11 protein-coding genes are annotated in these 16,222 nt (G+C 54.7%); 8 read left to right on the top strand and 3 right to left on the bottom strand.

All coding sequences use genetic code 11. The features are described 5' to 3' along the window. Positions 1 to 24: 24 nt before the first annotated feature. From H7F20_RS14185 to H7F20_RS14175, 3 genes are all read left to right on the top strand, one after another. Positions 25 to 711, top strand: coding sequence for a TIGR00730 family Rossman fold protein (locus tag H7F20_RS14185; RefSeq protein ID WP_185786821.1), 687 nt, complete (start codon positions 25 to 27; stop codon positions 709 to 711). A 4-nt stretch (positions 712 to 715) separates the two neighbouring features. Then, positions 716 to 3,562: a metalloprotease gene (locus tag H7F20_RS14180; protein WP_185786820.1), complete on the top strand. Its 2,847-nt coding sequence runs from the start codon at positions 716 to 718 to the stop codon at positions 3,560 to 3,562. A 159-nt stretch (positions 3,563 to 3,721) separates the two neighbouring features. Further along, positions 3,722 to 6,133: a thiamine pyrophosphate-dependent enzyme gene (locus tag H7F20_RS14175; protein ID WP_185786819.1), complete on the top strand. Its 2,412-nt coding sequence runs from the start codon at positions 3,722 to 3,724 to the stop codon at positions 6,131 to 6,133. A gap of 164 nt (positions 6,134 to 6,297) precedes the next feature. Here H7F20_RS14175 and H7F20_RS14170 read toward each other — a convergent pair whose 3' ends face one another. Continuing rightward, on the bottom strand, positions 6,298 to 9,078 hold the full coding sequence (locus tag H7F20_RS14170; RefSeq protein WP_185786818.1) for a pitrilysin family protein: 2,781 nt from the start codon (positions 9,076 to 9,078) through the stop codon (positions 6,298 to 6,300). A gap of 152 nt (positions 9,079 to 9,230) precedes the next feature. Between H7F20_RS14170 and H7F20_RS14165 the strand changes: the two genes are divergently transcribed. Together H7F20_RS14165 and H7F20_RS14160 are read left to right on the top strand one after the other, a co-directional pair. Continuing rightward, positions 9,231 to 11,486, top strand: coding sequence for an aminotransferase class III-fold pyridoxal phosphate-dependent enzyme (locus tag H7F20_RS14165; protein ID WP_185786817.1), 2,256 nt, complete (start codon positions 9,231 to 9,233; stop codon positions 11,484 to 11,486). Between the two features lie 35 nt (positions 11,487 to 11,521). Further along, complete coding sequence (locus H7F20_RS14160) at positions 11,522 to 11,902, top strand: DoxX family protein (protein ID WP_185786816.1); 381 nt, start codon at positions 11,522 to 11,524, stop codon at positions 11,900 to 11,902. Here the strand turns inward: H7F20_RS14160 and holA are convergent, their stop codons facing one another. Beyond that, positions 11,903 to 12,907 carry a DNA polymerase III subunit delta gene (gene holA, locus H7F20_RS14155; RefSeq protein WP_185786815.1) on the bottom strand — a complete coding sequence of 335 codons (1,005 nt, stop codon included), beginning with the start codon at positions 12,905 to 12,907 and terminating at the stop codon, positions 11,903 to 11,905. It abuts the gene before it with no gap. A gap of 27 nt (positions 12,908 to 12,934) precedes the next feature. Here holA and H7F20_RS14150 point away from each other — a divergent pair, with 27 nt between their 5' ends. The 3 genes from H7F20_RS14150 to H7F20_RS14140 all read left to right on the top strand — a co-directional run bounded on the left by H7F20_RS14150 (position 12,935) and on the right by H7F20_RS14140 (position 15,461). Beyond that, positions 12,935 to 13,399 carry a type I restriction enzyme HsdR N-terminal domain-containing protein gene (locus H7F20_RS14150; protein ID WP_185786814.1) on the top strand — a complete coding sequence of 155 codons (465 nt, stop codon included), beginning with the start codon at positions 12,935 to 12,937 and terminating at the stop codon, positions 13,397 to 13,399. A 98-nt stretch (positions 13,400 to 13,497) separates the two neighbouring features. Beyond that, entirely contained in the window at positions 13,498 to 14,502 is a 1,005-nt protein-coding gene (locus tag H7F20_RS14145) for a glycosyltransferase family 2 protein (protein WP_185786813.1), read from the top strand. Positions 14,503 to 14,597: 95 nt separating this feature from the next. Further along, complete coding sequence (locus tag H7F20_RS14140) at positions 14,598 to 15,461, top strand: OmpA family protein (RefSeq protein ID WP_185786812.1); 864 nt, start codon at positions 14,598 to 14,600, stop codon at positions 15,459 to 15,461. Between the two features lie 110 nt (positions 15,462 to 15,571). On the opposite strand, the gene H7F20_RS14135 is transcribed toward H7F20_RS14140, so the two are convergent. Continuing rightward, positions 15,572 to 16,195, bottom strand: coding sequence for an L-threonylcarbamoyladenylate synthase (locus H7F20_RS14135; RefSeq protein ID WP_185786811.1), 624 nt, complete (start codon positions 16,193 to 16,195; stop codon positions 15,572 to 15,574). Positions 16,196 to 16,222 lie beyond the last annotated feature (27 nt).

The following is a 16,222-nucleotide window of genomic DNA, read 5'->3' as shown; positions in this document are numbered from 1 at the left end:
GTACCTCCAAAGCGTTATAGAAGCATGAGTAAACAGAAGCACCACAAAGGCTGGAACGAGATCAAGACGAACGATTCCTGGGCCATTTTCAAGATCATGGGCGAGTTTGTCACCGGGTATGAAAAACTCAGTGTGATCGGCCCCTGCGTAAGCATTTTTGGTTCCGCGCGCACCAAACCGGATGCGCCCTACTACCAGCACGCCGTAACTACGGCCCGGAGACTGGCGGAGGCCGGATACGGCGTGATTACCGGAGGGGGTCCCGGGATCATGGAGGCGGGAAACCGGGGCGCCAGCGAAGCGGGTGGCACCTCCGTCGGGTTGAACATCGACCTGCCTTTTGAACAGCACAACAACCCCTTTATAGATTCGGATAAAAGCCTGGACTTCGATTACTTTTTTGTCCGGAAGGTGATGTTTGTGAAGTACTCCCAGGGTTTTGTCGTAATGCCCGGTGGCTTTGGTACCCTCGACGAGCTGTTCGAGGCCATGACGCTGATCCAGACCGAGAAGATCGGGCGCTTTCCCATCGTGCTCTACGGGTCGGAATATTGGTCCGGCCTTATCGACTGGATCCAGAACACCATGCTTTCCGCCGGGAATATCAGCCCTTCGGACCTGGACCTGTTCCGACTGGTTGATACCCCCGAAGAAGTGGTTACCATCATTGACAGTTTTTACAAGGGCCACCAGCTCAGTCCAAATTTCTGATCGCATGCAAACCGGGAACATCTTATTTTCCAGGGGGATCCTGCCCCTGTTGATGCTCCTGGCGGGTCTGTTTCCCCATACCTCTCACTCACAGCACAGGAACTATGTCCGCGCCAACCTGCGCGGGGAGAGCCACCTGATCGAAATCCAGCAGGAATTCACCTATGTCAACCAATCCCCGGATTCCCTGCCCAGCCTGTTCTTCAACGATTGGAACAATGCGTATTCCGACAAGAATACCGCCCTGGCCCGCCGGTTCGCGGAAGATTTCAAGAAATCCCTCCACCTCGCCAAGGAAGACGAACGGGGTCGCACAGAGATACTCTCGGTGGTGGACGAAGTGTACCGGGGACTGACCTGGAGCCGCATGCCGGGCAAGGACATTGTGGAGTTCGACCTGAGCCAGCCCCTGGCACCCGGAGACTCCACCCGCCTGTTTATAACCTATACCGTACAGTTGCCGCCAAACCGCTACACGCCATATGGTTACGGGCCGGATGGCAGCTACTACCTCAGGGACTGGTATCTGACCCCGGCCGTTTACGATGGGAAATGGAACCTCTACAACAACAAGGACCTCGAAGACCTCTACACGGATATCGCCGATACGCGCATCGACTTCACTTTCCCCGATTCGCTTTTCCTCGGTACGAATTTCGTCGATATCAACCTGAGCCGGTTCCCCGAGCGGCAGGTGGCAACCCTCCGGGGTGCACAACGCAAGAGTTGCGATATCATCCTGAACCTGGACAAACCATTCGAAAAGCACGTCACCCCATTCCTCTTTGTGGTAACCGATATCGAATCGGAGAAATACCCGGAGGTGCTTCAGGGGATCTCCATCGACCGCATCACCCGGTTCGTACACGAAAACCTGGGGGACTTTCCCTATGAGCAACTGCTGGTCAGCGAGGCGGATTTCAATAAAAACCCGCTCTACGGGCTGAACCAATTGCCCTCCTTTATCAGGCCCTATGAAGAGCAGTTCCAGTTCGAGATGAAATTCCTGAAGACTGCCCTGGGCAGTTACATACGGGAATCCCTTTTCCTGGACCCGAGAAAGGATAAATGGGTGAGCGACGCGATCATCAATTACCTGATGATCCGGTATGTGGATGCATTCTACCCGGACCAGAAGCTCCTGGGTAAAATCTCCGACTGGTGGCTCATCCGGAATTTTCACCTTGCCAACATGGAATTCAACGACCAGTATGCGTTCCTGTATATGTTGATGGCCAGGAGCAACCGGGACCAGGCACTGAGTACCCCGAACGATTCGCTGATCAAATTCAACCAGAAGATCGGCAACACCTACAAGGCGGGGCTGGGCCTGGCCTACCTGGCAGATTATATGGGGGAAGAACCGGTGGAAAAAGCCATCAAGGATTTCTGGACCCGGAATAAACTGCAGGAAGTCAGCCCCGAAGACTTCAAGGAATCGGTCCAGAAATATGCCACCAAGGACGTCGACTGGTTTTTTGAGACCTATGTCACCACCAGCCGGCAAATCGACTTTAAAATCGCCGATGTGGAAAAAACCGGCGATTCCCTGGACGTTACTCTCAAAAACAAAACGGGGACCGAAGTCCCCATATCGCTGTTCGGCGTGTCCGGGGATTCGATTGTTTCCAAATACTGGCTCGACCCTTTCAGTGGGACCCGGACCGTGCGTATCCCCCAAGTTGGCGAGGAGCGGTTGGTGCTCAACTACGACCAGAACATCCCGGAATTCAACCAGCGGGACAACTGGAAGACGCTTGGCGGGTTCTTTTCCGGCAACAAAAAACTCAAATTGCAATTCTTCCGGGATTCCGAAAACCCCTATTACAACCAGGTTTTCTATATGCCGGTGGCCAACTACAACTTTTACGACGGCCTCACCCCGGGGATCCGGTTGACCAACAAAACCCTGCTGCAAAGGCCCTTCGTCTTTGACTTTGCCCCTACCTATGCCGTCAAGGAGCAGGCCCTCGTGGGCTATGGCCGGTTCACCTACCGCGATTACCACGGCAAGAGCGGTTTTTACGTGACCAATTACAGCCTGAGCGGTTCCACCTCCCACTTCCAGACCAACTCGCGCTATTCCACCCTGACCCCATCCATCAGTTTGGGCTGGCGTCCGGCTGACCTCATATCCAATGTGCGGTCTAACCTGTTGCTGCGCCATGTCAACGTTTTCAGGAGTATCGACCCGGCCCTGGGCGATTTGGAGACCGACCCGGATTACAGTGTGCTTAACCTGCGGTTCAACCATATTGAAAACGGTATAATCAAGTACTTTTCCTGGTTTGCGGATGCCCAGTATTCGGCGGACTTCACAAAGCTTTCATTTGATATGGAGTACCGGCAGCTGCTGCAGAGCAACCGACAGATCAACCTGAGGCTCTTTGGCGGGGTCTTCCTCCGCAATGAAACGGATTCAGACTTCTTTAGTTTTGCCCTGGACCGACCAACGGATTACCTCTTTGACTACAACTACCTGGGTCGTTCCGAGGCTTCGGGAATCTTCAGCCAGCAGATCATCATCGCGGAAGGGGGCTTCAAATCGAAATTACAGGACCCCTTTGCAGACAGTTGGATGCTGACCGGGAATGCAAGTTTCAACCTCTGGCGCTGGATAGAGGTGTACGGGGACATGGGATTCCTTGGGAATACCGGGGAATCCGCCCGGTTTGTCTACGATGCGGGTATCCGCCTGAACCTGGTTACGGATTATTTTGAACTCTACTTTCCTTTCTATTCAAACAACGGATGGGAGATATCCCAGCCCGAATACGATACGCGAATCCGCTTTATCATCACCATCAGCCCCCGCACCCTGACGGGCCTCTTCACACGAAAGTGGTTCTGATTTTGTGGATTTCATAATAAATTACCATAATCTTGAATCTTTCGTAATAAATTGAATTGATCGCTCGTTTTTGTTGAAAAATATGTAATTAAAAAACTGGGTGGGCATTGCAAATCTGCCGTGGCTTTGGTACTTTTGCCCGAAACAGCCTCCTCATTTATGAAAGTTGAGCTAGACCCGGAAAAGGACATTTCCTACAAGGATTTCAAGGAACAGATACTTCAGGACTACCGCACGGCTGTACTCAGCCGGGAATGCAGCCTGCTGGGACGGAGGGAAGTACTTACGGGGAAGGCAAAATTCGGGATCTTCGGAGACGGCAAGGAACTGCCCCAGCTGGCCATGGCCCGTGCCTACAGAAACGGGGATTTCAGGAGCGGCTACTATCGGGACCAGACCTTTATGATGGCCCTAGGGCTACTGACTGCCAAAGACTTCTTCCACGGGCTCTATGCCACTACGGACATCCAGCTCGAACCCATGAGTGCCGGGCGGCAGATGGGCGGGCATTTCGGCACTTACAGCCTGGAAGCTGACGGGAGCTGGAAAGACCTGACCGCCCAACCAAACAGCAGCCCGGACATTTCGCCTACGGCAGCTCAGATGCCCCGACTGCTGGGGCTCGCCCAGGCTTCCAAAATTTACCGGAACCTGGAGTCCATCCCTTCCGAAGGGTTCTCGGTCAACGGCAATGAAGTGGCCTGGGGGACCATTGGCAATGCCTCCACCAGCGAAGGGCATTTTTTTGAAACCATCAATGCCGGCGGCGTGCTTCAGGTCCCGATGATCGTCAGCGTCTGGGACGACAACTACGGGATCTCCGTGCCTGCCAAATTCCAAACCACCAAGGAGGATATTTCCGAAATCCTGAAGGGCTTCCGGCGCACCGAGAACGAAGCCGGATATGAAATCTTCAGGGTGAAGGGCTGGGATTACACGGCGCTGATACACACCTATGAAAATGCCGCGGATATTGCCCGTGAAAACCATATACCCGTCCTGATCCACGTAACGGAGCTTACCCAGCCCCAGGGACACTCTACCTCGGGGTCCCACGAACGCTACAAATCGGACCAGCGGCTCCGTTGGGAAAAGAAACACGATTGCAATGCGCGTTTCCGGGAATGGATCCTGGCCAACCGGATAGTGGCCGAGGAGGAACTGGCAGAACTCGAAAAAGCGATTAAGAAAGAAGTACGCAGTGCCAAGAAAGACGCCTGGGCCGAATTCCTGGAACCCCACCGGGCCGAAAAAAAGACAGTGGTCCGGCTGCTGGACGAGGCCGCCGCCGTCAGTCCGAACCGACGCTTTATCGCCAAACTGAAGAACGACCTGATCGCGGTGGAAGAACCCCTGAAAAGGGACCTGATCTCCCGGGCGCGGAAAGCGATGCGTTACCTGATCGGGGAAACGCATGGGGCCAAAGAGGAACTCCGGGCATGGATCCGCAGGTTCATGGAAGAAACCCAGCCGCTTTACAGTTCCCACCTCTACTCGGAATTGCCCGGCAAAGCCACTGAAATAGCCGAAGTGAAGCCGGTATACCCCAAAGAACCCGAACAGGCCGACGGGCGGATCATCCTCCGGGACAATTTCGACGCCCTCTTTGAGCGCTATCCGCAGGCGCTGATCTTCGGGGAGGACAGCGGTGCCATCGGCGATGTAAACCAGGGGCTGGAGGGCCTGCAGAAGAAATACGGGCCCCTGCGGGTGGCCGATACAGGCATCCGGGAAACCACCATCATCGGACAGGGCATCGGCCTGGCCCTGCGCGGTCTTCGCCCGATAGCCGAAATCCAGTACCTGGATTACCTGCTCTATTGCATTCAAACGCTCAGTGACGACCTGGCTACCCTGCTTTACCGTACCGTGGGCAAACAAAAGGCGCCACTTATTGTAAGGACACGGGGCCACCGCCTGGAAGGTATCTGGCATTCGGGTTCCCCTATGGGGGGGATAATCCACCTGCTGCGGGGCATGTACGTGTTGGTCCCCCGCGATATGACGCGGGCGGCAGGCTTTTACAATACACTTATGAAAAGTGATGAACCTGCACTGATCATCGAAAGCCTGAACGGCTACCGCCTCAAAGAACCGGTCCCGACCAACCTGGGGGACATCTGCACCCCCATCGGCCGTGTGGAAACGCTGCGGGAAGGGTCGGATATCACCTTGTTGTCCTATGGGTCCACCCTGAGGATTGTGCAGCAGGCAGCCGATGAATTGATGGAAGTAGGCATTTCTGCAGAAATAATAGACGCCCAGTCCCTCCTCCCCTTTGACCTTGAAGGTGCGGTATGCGAAAGCCTTAAAAAAACGGCGCGACTCCTGGTTGTGGACGAGGACGTCCCCGGCGGTTGTGCCGCTTACCTGCTGCAGCAGGTGGTGGAAGAACAGGGGGGCTACCGGTACCTGGACGCCGCGCCCCAGACCCTGACCGCACAGGCACACCGGCCTGCCTACGCCAGTGACGGGGATTATTTTTCCAAACCCAGTTCCGATGACGTATTCGAAAAGGTCTACGACATCATGCACGAGGCCAGCCCGGGTGATTACCCGGCCCTGATGTAAAAGCACGCTTCCCCTATTCCTTTATTAACTTGAGCTTAGCGTACCATGCCTCTCCCCTTCACCGGGTTTAATGGGTTTACTATCCCCTTGTTGATACTGGTAGGAACAGGAGAGCAACTGCCGGCAAGGCCACACTTCTGAGTTAGAATGACAACTGAACCGGATTAGTTTTTTATCTCCACCTCGGTCTGTTTCAGTGCAGGCGTTTTCGGGTTGCCGTCCGCATCGATTTCAATGATCTGGTCAAAGCCCAACTGGTCCAGTTTATCCACGATCTTGGCGCGGTCCCCCACCATAAACCAGTTCACTTCCTGGGGCTTAACCACCGTTGAACTCACAGAGCGGACATCCTCCAGGTTCAGGTTGCGCACCATGGCGTCATAGGTCTGGTAGTAATCATCCGGTAAGCCGTACCGCACCAAATTGGCCACCGACCCGGCTACAGAAGCATTGGTTTCCCATTGGCCGGGCAGTTTCAGCACCTCATTGGTTTTTACCTTTTCGAGTTCCTCAGCTGTTGCCGGACGGGTACTCACAAATTCGGACAGCTCTTTCCTGATTTCACTCACGGATTCGGCTGTCTTGTCGGTTTGCACGGGGGCGTAAACAATGAACGGCCGTTCATTCCGGGCCCCGAACACAAAGCCCCCGGCCCCGTAGGACCAGTGCTTATCCTCCCTGAGGTTCATATTGATCCGGGAAGTGAAGTCACCGCCAAGGATGCTGACCATTTGCTCCAGTGCCACTTCCGGAACGTCCCCGTACTTCTCGGTGAGGTGGCCTGCAAGGATCACTGACTGCTGGGATTCAGGCCGGTCCATCAGGTAGAGGGTGTTTTTGGTGCCGGTTTTGGGCCTGGCAAAGGAAATGGTCGGGACATTGCCTTTTTTCCATTTCCCAAGGCTTTTTTCGAGCATCGGTTTGAGCTCCGCCATTGAGACATCGCCTGTAACCACCAGGGTGGCGTTGTTTGGCCTAACCCAGGTATCGTAGAACGTCTGGACATCTGCCCTGGAGAGCGCCTGGACGGTGGCCTCATAGCCAGTGCCCGTGTACGGGTTGCTGTACGGGTGCCCCTCGCCGTACAGGTATTTGTTCATTACGCGCAGTGCCATGGCGATCGGTTGGGATTTTTCGCTCTTAATGGCATTGACCTGTTCGGTCTGCAGCCGGTCGAACTCCTTCTGGGGAAAGGCCGGGTTGAGCAATACATCGGAGAACACCTCCAGGCTGGCCTGCAGGGTCGGTTTAAGCGTATTCATATACACGGTGGACATATCCTGATTGGATCCGGCCGAAAGGCTGGCACCAAGCAGTTGGAGCTTCTCGGATATCTCCAGGGAGGTCATGTTTTTTGTGCCTTCATCCATCAGGTTCATGGCAAGGGCAGCCGTCCCCGGGCTGGACAGAAAGTCCGTTTTATACCCCGCATCAATCATCATATTCATCACGATGGTGGGCACGCCGCTGCGTTGTGCCAGAACTACTTTCAGGCCATTGGACAACTCGGTCCGCTGGATTTCGGGGAACCGGGACGTCTTTGGGGTTCCCAGTTCCGGGAGCTTACTGCGGTCCACCCCGGATTCCGTAACAGTATACTCCGGGAATGGCTCACAAATGAGCAGGTGTTTGCCTTTGCTGAGCCATTTTTTGGCGGTGGCCTGTACATCTGCAACGGTGGCTTCTTCCACGAATTTTAGTACCTGTTTGTAATAATCCGCATCCCCGAAGTAAGTTTCGTTGGAAGCCAGGATATCCGAAACACCGCCAAATCCACCGATCCGCTCCATTCCCTTGATAAAACCGGCGAAATAATCTGCCTTAACCCGATTGAGTTCGGCCGTCGTGGGCCCTTCCTCCATCAGGCGGCTGATTTCTTCCTGCATCGCCCGCTGCACCTGCTCCCGATCACCCCCGGGTTTCACATCTGCATAGGCAATAAAGTTGCTGGCCAATTCCTTGGACCATTCGAATGAAGCCACAGAACTCGCTATCTGGTCTTCATAGACCAGGCGCTTGTACAGGCGCGAGTTCTTCCCGTTGCTTAAAATGGACGATATCAGGTCAAAATGGATATCCTCACGGTCCCCAAAAGGCGGGGTATTCCAGGCAAAAAGGATGCGCGTCTCCGGAACGCGGTCCTGATACACCTGGTAGGTGTCATAGGCGTGCATGGGAATGTTCACCTCCTGCCTTTCAATGGTCGGTCCGGAGGGGATGTCCCCAAAGTACCGCAGGACCTTTTGATACACCTCACCGGGCTCCACGTCACCGGCAACCGCCACAACGGCATTTGCAGGCCCGTAATAAGATTTGAACCACTCCTGTACATCTTCAAGGGAGGCAGCGTTCAGGTCCTCCATTTCCCCGATAACCGTCCAGGAGTAAGGATGCCCCTTGGGAAACATCGCCTTGGTAATGTAATCATACTGCTTGCCATAAGGCTGGTTTTCGCCTTGTCGCTTCTCATTCTGAACCACCCCCCGCTGTTCATCCAGACGCTCCTGGTCGATGGCGCCCAGCAGATGCCCCATCCGGTCGGATTCCAGGAAAAGAACCTGGTCCAGCGCACTAACAGGGACATTTTGGAAGTAATTGGTACGGTCGTTATTGGTGGTGCCGTTCAGGTCGGTTCCCCCGATGCTTTCCAGGGCCTGGAAATAGTCCTTATTGTAATTCTCACTCCCATTGAACATGAGGTGTTCAAAAAGGTGGGCAAAACCGCTCTTCCCCGGCTTCTCGTTCTTGGAACCCACGTGATACCAGACATTGACGGCCGCAATGGGCGCTTTGTGGTCTTCGTAGACCAACAGGGTTAGTCCGTTGGGCAGTACATAGCGCTCGTAAGGTATGTCGATGTCTGCTGCCCGGAACTGGAATTCCTGGGCGGGTGCTGTCTGCGGAAGGATCCCTAAAAGCAGAATAAATGCGATGAATTTTTTCATGATTTCCATTTTTTGATAATGAATATATGGTCAAATAAGGTTTTTAAAGATAAGTAAAATCACCCTATTAACCGGCTGGGAATGCACGGGACATACGCATGGCAAACACCCGATTTTTGGCTAAGTTTGAAAGAAGTAAAAACCTGATTCCAATGGAAGCGTTGTTCGCAGAGATTAAGCGACATTATGGCCTGGAACCAACGTCGGTCGAACCCCTGGAAGGCTATGAGGACCGGACCTTCCGGATGCAGGCGGCAGGCGGCAGGTGGGTGCTGAAGGAACACCGCCCGGGCCCGGGTCGCAAGGCGCGGATCGAACTGGAATCACGACTCATGGAGCATTTCAGGGTGGGCGCGCGCTTTGAATACCCTGCTCAACTACCTGTAAAAGCGGGTGGGTCGTATTTCGAATATGACGGGAAACTGTACCGGGTCCTCGAATATCTGGAGGGGGGATTTATGGCAGAAGCCACGCAGGACGAGCGGTTCCTGCAGAGCCTGGGACGGCTGCTGGGGGAACTGGCCGGCAAAGCAGCCGGTTTTGGCGCGGTCCCCGTATCCCCGGATCCCTTTGCCTGGGACTTGCAGCATCTTGGCATGAGCCAGCAGTATAACCGGGAAATAGCCGATCCGCGAATCCGTTCCCTTACCGCCTACATGTACCGGCAATTCCAGGCCGAGGTTTTGCCGATGGCCTATTCCCTGCGCAGGGGGTTCATCCACAACGACGCCAATGACTGGAACATCCTGGTCCGCGACGGGGAAGTAACCGGCCTGATCGATTTTGGCGATGCCTGTTATTCGTGGCTGGCCGCCGACCTGGCCGTGGGAATAACCTACGGGCTGATGAATAAGGAAGACCCCCTGCAGGCTGCCGCGACCATCCTGGGGGCTTACCACGCTGTTTTCCCGATAGCCCCCGATGAAGCCGACCTGCTTTACTACCTGATCGGCGGACGACTCTGCATGAGCCTCTGCCAAGCCGCACACACCAGCAAATCCCAACCGGATTCCCCCTATATCACCATCAGCCAGGCCGCGGTCGAAAAACTCATCGAACAATGGGTGCGGATCGGCCCGGTAGCAGCTCGCCGCACATTCCGTAAAGTCACCGGTTTACCGCAAGTCCCGGCCACCGGGGAGGAGACATTCCGCAAGCGGCGCAACCGGTTGCTCAGCCCTTCGCTGAGCCTGAGCTACCGCCACCCGATCATCATGGAACGGGCGGCATTCCAATACATGTTCGGAAATGACGGTACCTCCTACCTGGATGCCTACAACAACATCATGCAGGTGGGCCATTGCCACCCGGAAGTGGTGGCGCGGACGAGCGAAGCCCTGCGGACTCTCAACACGAACACGCGTTACCATTACGAAAGCATCCTATCCTATGCAGAGGCCCTGCTGAAACATTTTCCCCCTTCCCTTTCCCGGGTATTTTTCGTCAATTCCGGAAGTGCTGCCACCGACCTTGCCCTGCGGTTGGCCAGGTTTTACACGGGGCGGAACCAGGTAATGGCCCTGGAAAACGGGTATCACGGAAATACCTCGGCAGGCATTGCCATCAGCCACTACAAACACCGGCCCGGGCATGCGTACCCAAATACCCTCCTCTGCCCCATGCCAAAGGTTTTCGGGTCAGGATGGGCCGATGACGGCACTGCCGGGAGGCACCTGAGCGAATCCTGCCTCGGGCAGATCCTGGAGCACGGAGAAAGCCTTGCAGCCTTTATTGCGGAACCGATCATGGGTTGTGGCGGCCAGGTCCCCCTGCCCCATGGCTACCTGGAACGGGTTTACCAGGCAGTGCGGAAAATAGGGGGGCTATGCATCAGCGACGAGGTACAGGTGGGCTTCGGCCGGCTGGGGGAACATTTCTGGGGATATGAGCGCTACGGGGTGGTCCCCGACCTGGTGATCCTCGGGAAACCCATGGGGAACGGACACCCGCTGGGTGCCGTGGTTTGTACGGAGGAAATTGCCCGGGCCTTTGCCGAAGGCCCGGAATTTTTCAGCTCCTTCGGTGGGAACCCGGTTTCCTGTGCGGCCGGGAAGGCCGTACTCGATGTGCTGGAGGATGAAAACCTGCCGCGTCAGGCGGCCGAAACGGGGGAATACCTGATGCGCTGCCTCAGGGAGCTGGGGGAGGAATCCCCGCTGATTGCAGATGTCCGCGGGGACGGCTTGTTCATCGGGGTGGAACTCCTCCTTGCAGACGGAAAGCCGGCGACCCGGAAGGCAGCCCAAATCAAGGACCACCTGCGGGAAGAGCGGGTCCTGATCAGCACGGATGGCCCGTTTGACAACGTGTTGAAGATCAAGCCTCCTCTGCCCTTCAACCGGGGAAATGCCGACGAATTGCTCGAGAAATTGGGGGCATTTCTGCGGATTAATGATAATTCTTCGTAAATATTAATACATTAGTAACAAATCTTAACATACCTATGAAAAGTTCCCTGAAAAATGATCTTGGCCTCTTAATCCTCCGGATTGCCGGGGGCGGGATGATTATGACCCACGGCATCCCCAAACTCAGCCGGCTTTTCGGAGAAGGCGAAATTGAATTCGGCGACCCCATTGGCATCGGGCCCGGCCCTTCCCTGTTCCTGGTCGCTTTCGCAGAGGTCGTGTGCGCCCTGCTGGTCATTATCGGCCTGAAATCGCGATGGGCAGCCATTCCGCTGGTGATTGCCATGCTTGTGGCTGCGCTTATTGCCCACGGGGCAGACCCGTTCGGCCGCAAGGAATTGCCGTTGCTTTACGCAGCCGTCTTCCTGGCCATTTTCCTGTTGGGCCCGGGGAAATTCAGCATAGACCGCAAATAATCAGACTATTTTATAAAGCAGTTCCTGCAGCAGGTCCCGGTGGCTGAGGGAAGAGGATCCCACGCCTTTGCCCTTGAGGTCCATCTCCCGCAGTGACCCGATGATCCGGCTGACCGACTTCATCGGATAGTTGCGGGCCGCCGTTTGGTATTCCCCGACAAAATAAGGGTTGATGCGCAGGGCACTCGCAACATTTCTCGGGCTGTGATCCGAAAGGCCGTGGTATTGGAGCAACTGGGAGAAAAAAGTATGCAACAGGGCCACCGTCAGCACAAAGGGGTTCTCCTTGGGGTTCTGGGAAAAGTATTTGATAATTTGGGTTGCTTTCGGTATATCCCGGTCGGCAATAGCCTTCTTCAGTTCGAAATTGTTGAAATCCTTACTGATGCCGATATGGTCTTCGATGGTCTCCGGGGTAATCTCGGACCCGTCGGGAAGCACCAGCTTGAGCTTTTCCAGCTCGTTCGAAATACGGCTCAGGTCAGTGCCCAGGTATTCCACCAGGAGGGCCGATGCCTTGTGGGAAATCCGGTACCCTGATCCCAGTAGCACACGACGTATCCAGTCCGAAACCTGGTTCTCATAAAGTTTTTTGCTCTCAAAGACCACGGCGTCGCCCTTGCGCAGCGTCTTGATCAGTTTTTTCCGCTTGTCCAGGGTTTTGTATTTGAAGCAGATGACCAGGACGGTGGTCGGCTGGGGCTGGTCTGCATAGGATGCCAGTTGTTCGATGGTACGGCTCAGGTGCTGGGCTTCCCGGACGACCACAACCTGGTATTCGGCCATCATGGGGTACCGTTTGGCCTGGCCGATTATTTCATCCACCGTGGTATCCTTCCCGTAAAGCACGGTCTGGTTGAACCCCCGCTCCTCTTCGGTCAGTATGTTGTGGGTGATGAATTCCGAAATGCGGTCGATATAGTAGGGCTCCTCCCCCATCAGGAAATAGATCGGGGCCAGCTTGCCGCTGCGGATATCAGAGATGAGTGCCTTTACTTCCTCCATTTTGAAATTTTAGTGCAATTTTGCACCATGGTGGAACTGGAATTTCCCAAGTATCCCTTCCGATTCAAAAGTAGGGAAAATAAGCGCCTCGTCTTTGACTTTATCCGGAAAAAGTACGTGTTACTGCAGCCTGAGGAATGGGTCAGGCAACACTGCTTGCATTACCTGGTCAGGGACAGGGGGTACCCTGCCGGGCGTATCCTGGTGGAGCGGGAATTGCGGGTCGGCAGCCTCCGGAAACGGGTGGATATAGCTGTTTGCAACCCCAGGGGGGACATCGACCTGCTGGTGGAATGCAAGGCCCCTTCGGTTGCCCTCAACCAGGAGGTGTTCGACCAGATTGCCCGGTATAACCTGAAGGCCCGTTCGCGCTACCTGATGGTTACAAACGGGCTCCTCCATATCTTTTGCCGCATGGACTACGAGAGCGAACGGTTCGTATACCTGCGGGAGCTGCCCCCCTACCCGTTCCCGGATGAACCGGCGGTCTGAACCGGGAGAATGACCGGCGGTGGTACCAAAAAAAATTAGTTACTTTGTCAGCTTTGTAAAACAGCGGGAAACCGCATTCCCAACTCAGCCGATTCCGAATGCAATCTTTAGCCGTAGTCATCCTGAACTGGAATGGTCAGCACCTGCTGGAACGTTTCCTGCCCTCGGTCGTTTCCCACAGTGGGGACGCCGTCATCTATGTGGCAGACAATGCTTCGGATGACGATTCCATTGGCTTCCTCGAGCGGGAGTATCCAACGATCCGGGTACTTCGAAACCCGGTCAACGGCGGTTTTGCCTCCGGTTACAATATGGCCCTGCAAGGGGTGGAGGAATCGGTGTATTGCCTTTTGAACTCCGATGTAGAGGTAACCCCCGGTTGGCTGGACCCGGTACGGGAATTGCTTGAAAACCATCCGGAAATCGGGGTGGTACAACCCAAGATCAAGGACCTGCTTCGGCCCGGTTACTTTGAATATGCAGGAGCCGCAGGTGGTTTCCTGGACCTCTTCGGCTACCCGTTCTGCCGGGGCCGGATTTTCCAGAGCCTGGAACAGGACCGCGGGCAGTACGACGATACACGGGAGATTTTCTGGGCGACCGGGGCCTGCATGTTTATCCGGAAATCCGTTTTCCGGGACCTCCAGGGCTTCGATGCCGATTACTTTGCGCACCAGGAAGAGGTGGATCTTTGCTGGCGCGCCCAAAATAAGGGCTACAAGGTTTATTATTGCGGCAAGTCGGAAATCTACCACCTGGGCGGATCTACCCTGAGTAACATGAACCCCCGGAAAACCTACCTGAATTTCCGCAACTCCCTCTTCTCCATCACCAAAAACCTGCCCCGCAAAAAGGCATTCCCGATCATTCTGGCGCGCCTCCTGCTGGACGGAGTGGCGGCCCTGCGGTTCCTCTTGCAGTGGAAAGGCCGGCACACCTGGGCAATCCTAAGGGCACATGCCAGCTATTACAGGCAGTTCCCAAGGATGATCCGAAAGCGCGAAAAAGTCCATTTTGTGCAAAAATACCACGCTGCAACATCCATAGTATGGTCTTATTACGTAAATCAGGTAAAGGATTTTAACAATTTAGTAAAAGATTAACGGATCGGGTCAAGCAACGGATTCGCTTTTATATAATTTTGGACTGATTTTTAACCGTGCACCCCTTTAATCACATTAACTCTGAAATAATAATTATGAAAAAAATGATCATTGGCTGTCTTGGTCTGGCATTGGCACTTTCTTCCTGTGTTTCACAGAAAAAATATGCCGAACTGGAAGCCAAACAAAAAGAAACCCAGGATCTTCTAAACTCTGCAACCGTTAAGCTCAACACCTGCCTGGAGGAAAAGGCCACCAATACGGCCCGCCTCAAAACGCTGGAAGAGCAAAACGCCTTCCTCAAGGCCAACAACCAGGAGCTCATCAACAACATGGGCAACCTGACCACCCTTACCGCCAAAGGGGCCGAAAACCTTGAAAAATCCCTTGAGAGCCTGCAGGAGAAAGACCTGACGATCCGTAAGCTGCAGAATGCAATCACCCGCCGGGATTCCGTCAACCTCGCCCTGGTCCAGAGCCTGAAAGGCGTGCTGGGCAACCTGGATGATGAGGACATCGAAATCAGCGTGGAAAAAGGAGTGGTGTTCGTATCCATCTCCGACAAGCTCCTCTTCAGCAGCGGAAGCTACAATGTCACCAATGCAGCCAAGACGGTACTCGGCAAAGTTGCCCAGGTGGTAAACAACAAGCCCGATTTTGAATTCATGGTAGAGGGACACACGGATAACGTACCCTACCGCAGCGGCGTGTTACTGGATAACTGGGACCTGAGTGTGAAGCGTGCCACATCCATCGTACGCATCCTGCAAAATGACTTCAGCGTGGATCCTGCCCGCATGACTGCTGCCGGTCGCAGCTACTACGTACCCCTGGCAAGCAATGATACGCCTGCCAACCGTGCGGCCAACCGCCGTACCCGCATCGTGGTGCTGCCGAAACTGGATCAGTTTTACAGCATGATCGAAGAAGGAATGAAAGACCCGGCGATTAACAACTAATCCCGGATATAGTTTCAAAAGGAAAACCCGCAGCGTTTGCTGCGGGTTTTCTATTTTTTATTCCAATGCCCCGGAATTTCCATGGCTCCCGGATTGGCATTGCTGCTGGGTCAGTACAGGATGTCCAGGCTGCCCTTGCCTTCGCGGACCACAACCGGTTCGGGGCCTGAAAGGTCGATCACGGTAGAGGCCACATTGTCCCCATACCCCCCGTCCACGACCACATCCACCAGGTTTTCCCATTTCTCGAAGATGAGTTCCGGGTCAGTGGTGTATTCCAGTACGTCATCCTCGTCCCGGATGGAAGTCGACACAATGGGGTGCCCCAGGCCGGTAACCAGCGCATGCGCAATGGCATTGTCCGGTATGCGGATCCCGACGGTCTTCTTTTTTTTGAAGTCCTTGGGCAGGTTGTTGTTGCCCGGTAAAATAAAGGTGTAGGGACCGGGCAAAGCGCGTTTGAGGATTTTAAACGTCTGGGTGTCGATCTGCCGCACGTAGTCGGAGAGGTTGCTCAGGTCGGCACAGATAAACGACCAGTTGGCCTTTTGCAACTTGACCCCCTTGATCCGCGCCAACCGCTCCAGGGCCCTCGAATTGGTTATGTCGCAGCCCAGGCCGTAGACCGTATCTGTCGGATAGATGACAAGCCCCCCGTCCCGGAAGGCCTCCACAACCCGCTTCACTTCCCTGGGGTTGGGGTTTTCCTCATAGAGTTTAATGAATTCTGCCATCTTGCATAAGTGATAATAAGCTGAAAA

This window comes from Robiginitalea sp. SC105 (genome assembly GCF_014243345.1).
In the GTDB taxonomy this organism is placed as follows: domain Bacteria; phylum Bacteroidota; class Bacteroidia; order Flavobacteriales; family Flavobacteriaceae; genus Robiginitalea.
The sequence above is the reverse complement of the archived record's forward strand: the minus strand, read 5'-3'. Positions and strand labels throughout refer to the sequence as shown.

Excerpts from the sequence above, each read along its gene's own strand:
- H7F20_RS14175 (WP_185786819.1), top strand. The coding sequence starts at position 3,722 with ATGAAAGTTGAGCTAGACCCGGAAAAGGACATTTCCTACAAGGATTTC.
- H7F20_RS14160 (WP_185786816.1), top strand. The coding sequence starts at position 11,522 with ATGAAAAGTTCCCTGAAAAATGATCTTGGCCTCTTAATCCTCCGGATT.
- H7F20_RS14135 (WP_185786811.1), bottom strand. The coding sequence starts at position 16,195 with ATGGCAGAATTCATTAAACTCTATGAGGAAAACCCCAACCCCAGGGAA.
- H7F20_RS14140 (WP_185786812.1), top strand. The coding sequence starts at position 14,598 with ATGAAAAAAATGATCATTGGCTGTCTTGGTCTGGCATTGGCACTTTCT.
- H7F20_RS14185 (WP_185786821.1), top strand. The coding sequence starts at position 25 with ATGAGTAAACAGAAGCACCACAAAGGCTGGAACGAGATCAAGACGAAC.
- H7F20_RS14180 (WP_185786820.1), top strand. The coding sequence starts at position 716 with ATGCAAACCGGGAACATCTTATTTTCCAGGGGGATCCTGCCCCTGTTG.
- H7F20_RS14145 (WP_185786813.1), top strand. The coding sequence starts at position 13,498 with ATGCAATCTTTAGCCGTAGTCATCCTGAACTGGAATGGTCAGCACCTG.
- H7F20_RS14170 (WP_185786818.1), bottom strand. The coding sequence starts at position 9,078 with ATGAAAAAATTCATCGCATTTATTCTGCTTTTAGGGATCCTTCCGCAG.
- holA (WP_185786815.1), bottom strand. The coding sequence starts at position 12,907 with ATGGAGGAAGTAAAGGCACTCATCTCTGATATCCGCAGCGGCAAGCTG.
- H7F20_RS14165 (WP_185786817.1), top strand. The coding sequence starts at position 9,231 with ATGGAAGCGTTGTTCGCAGAGATTAAGCGACATTATGGCCTGGAACCA.
- H7F20_RS14150 (WP_185786814.1), top strand. The coding sequence starts at position 12,935 with ATGGTGGAACTGGAATTTCCCAAGTATCCCTTCCGATTCAAAAGTAGG.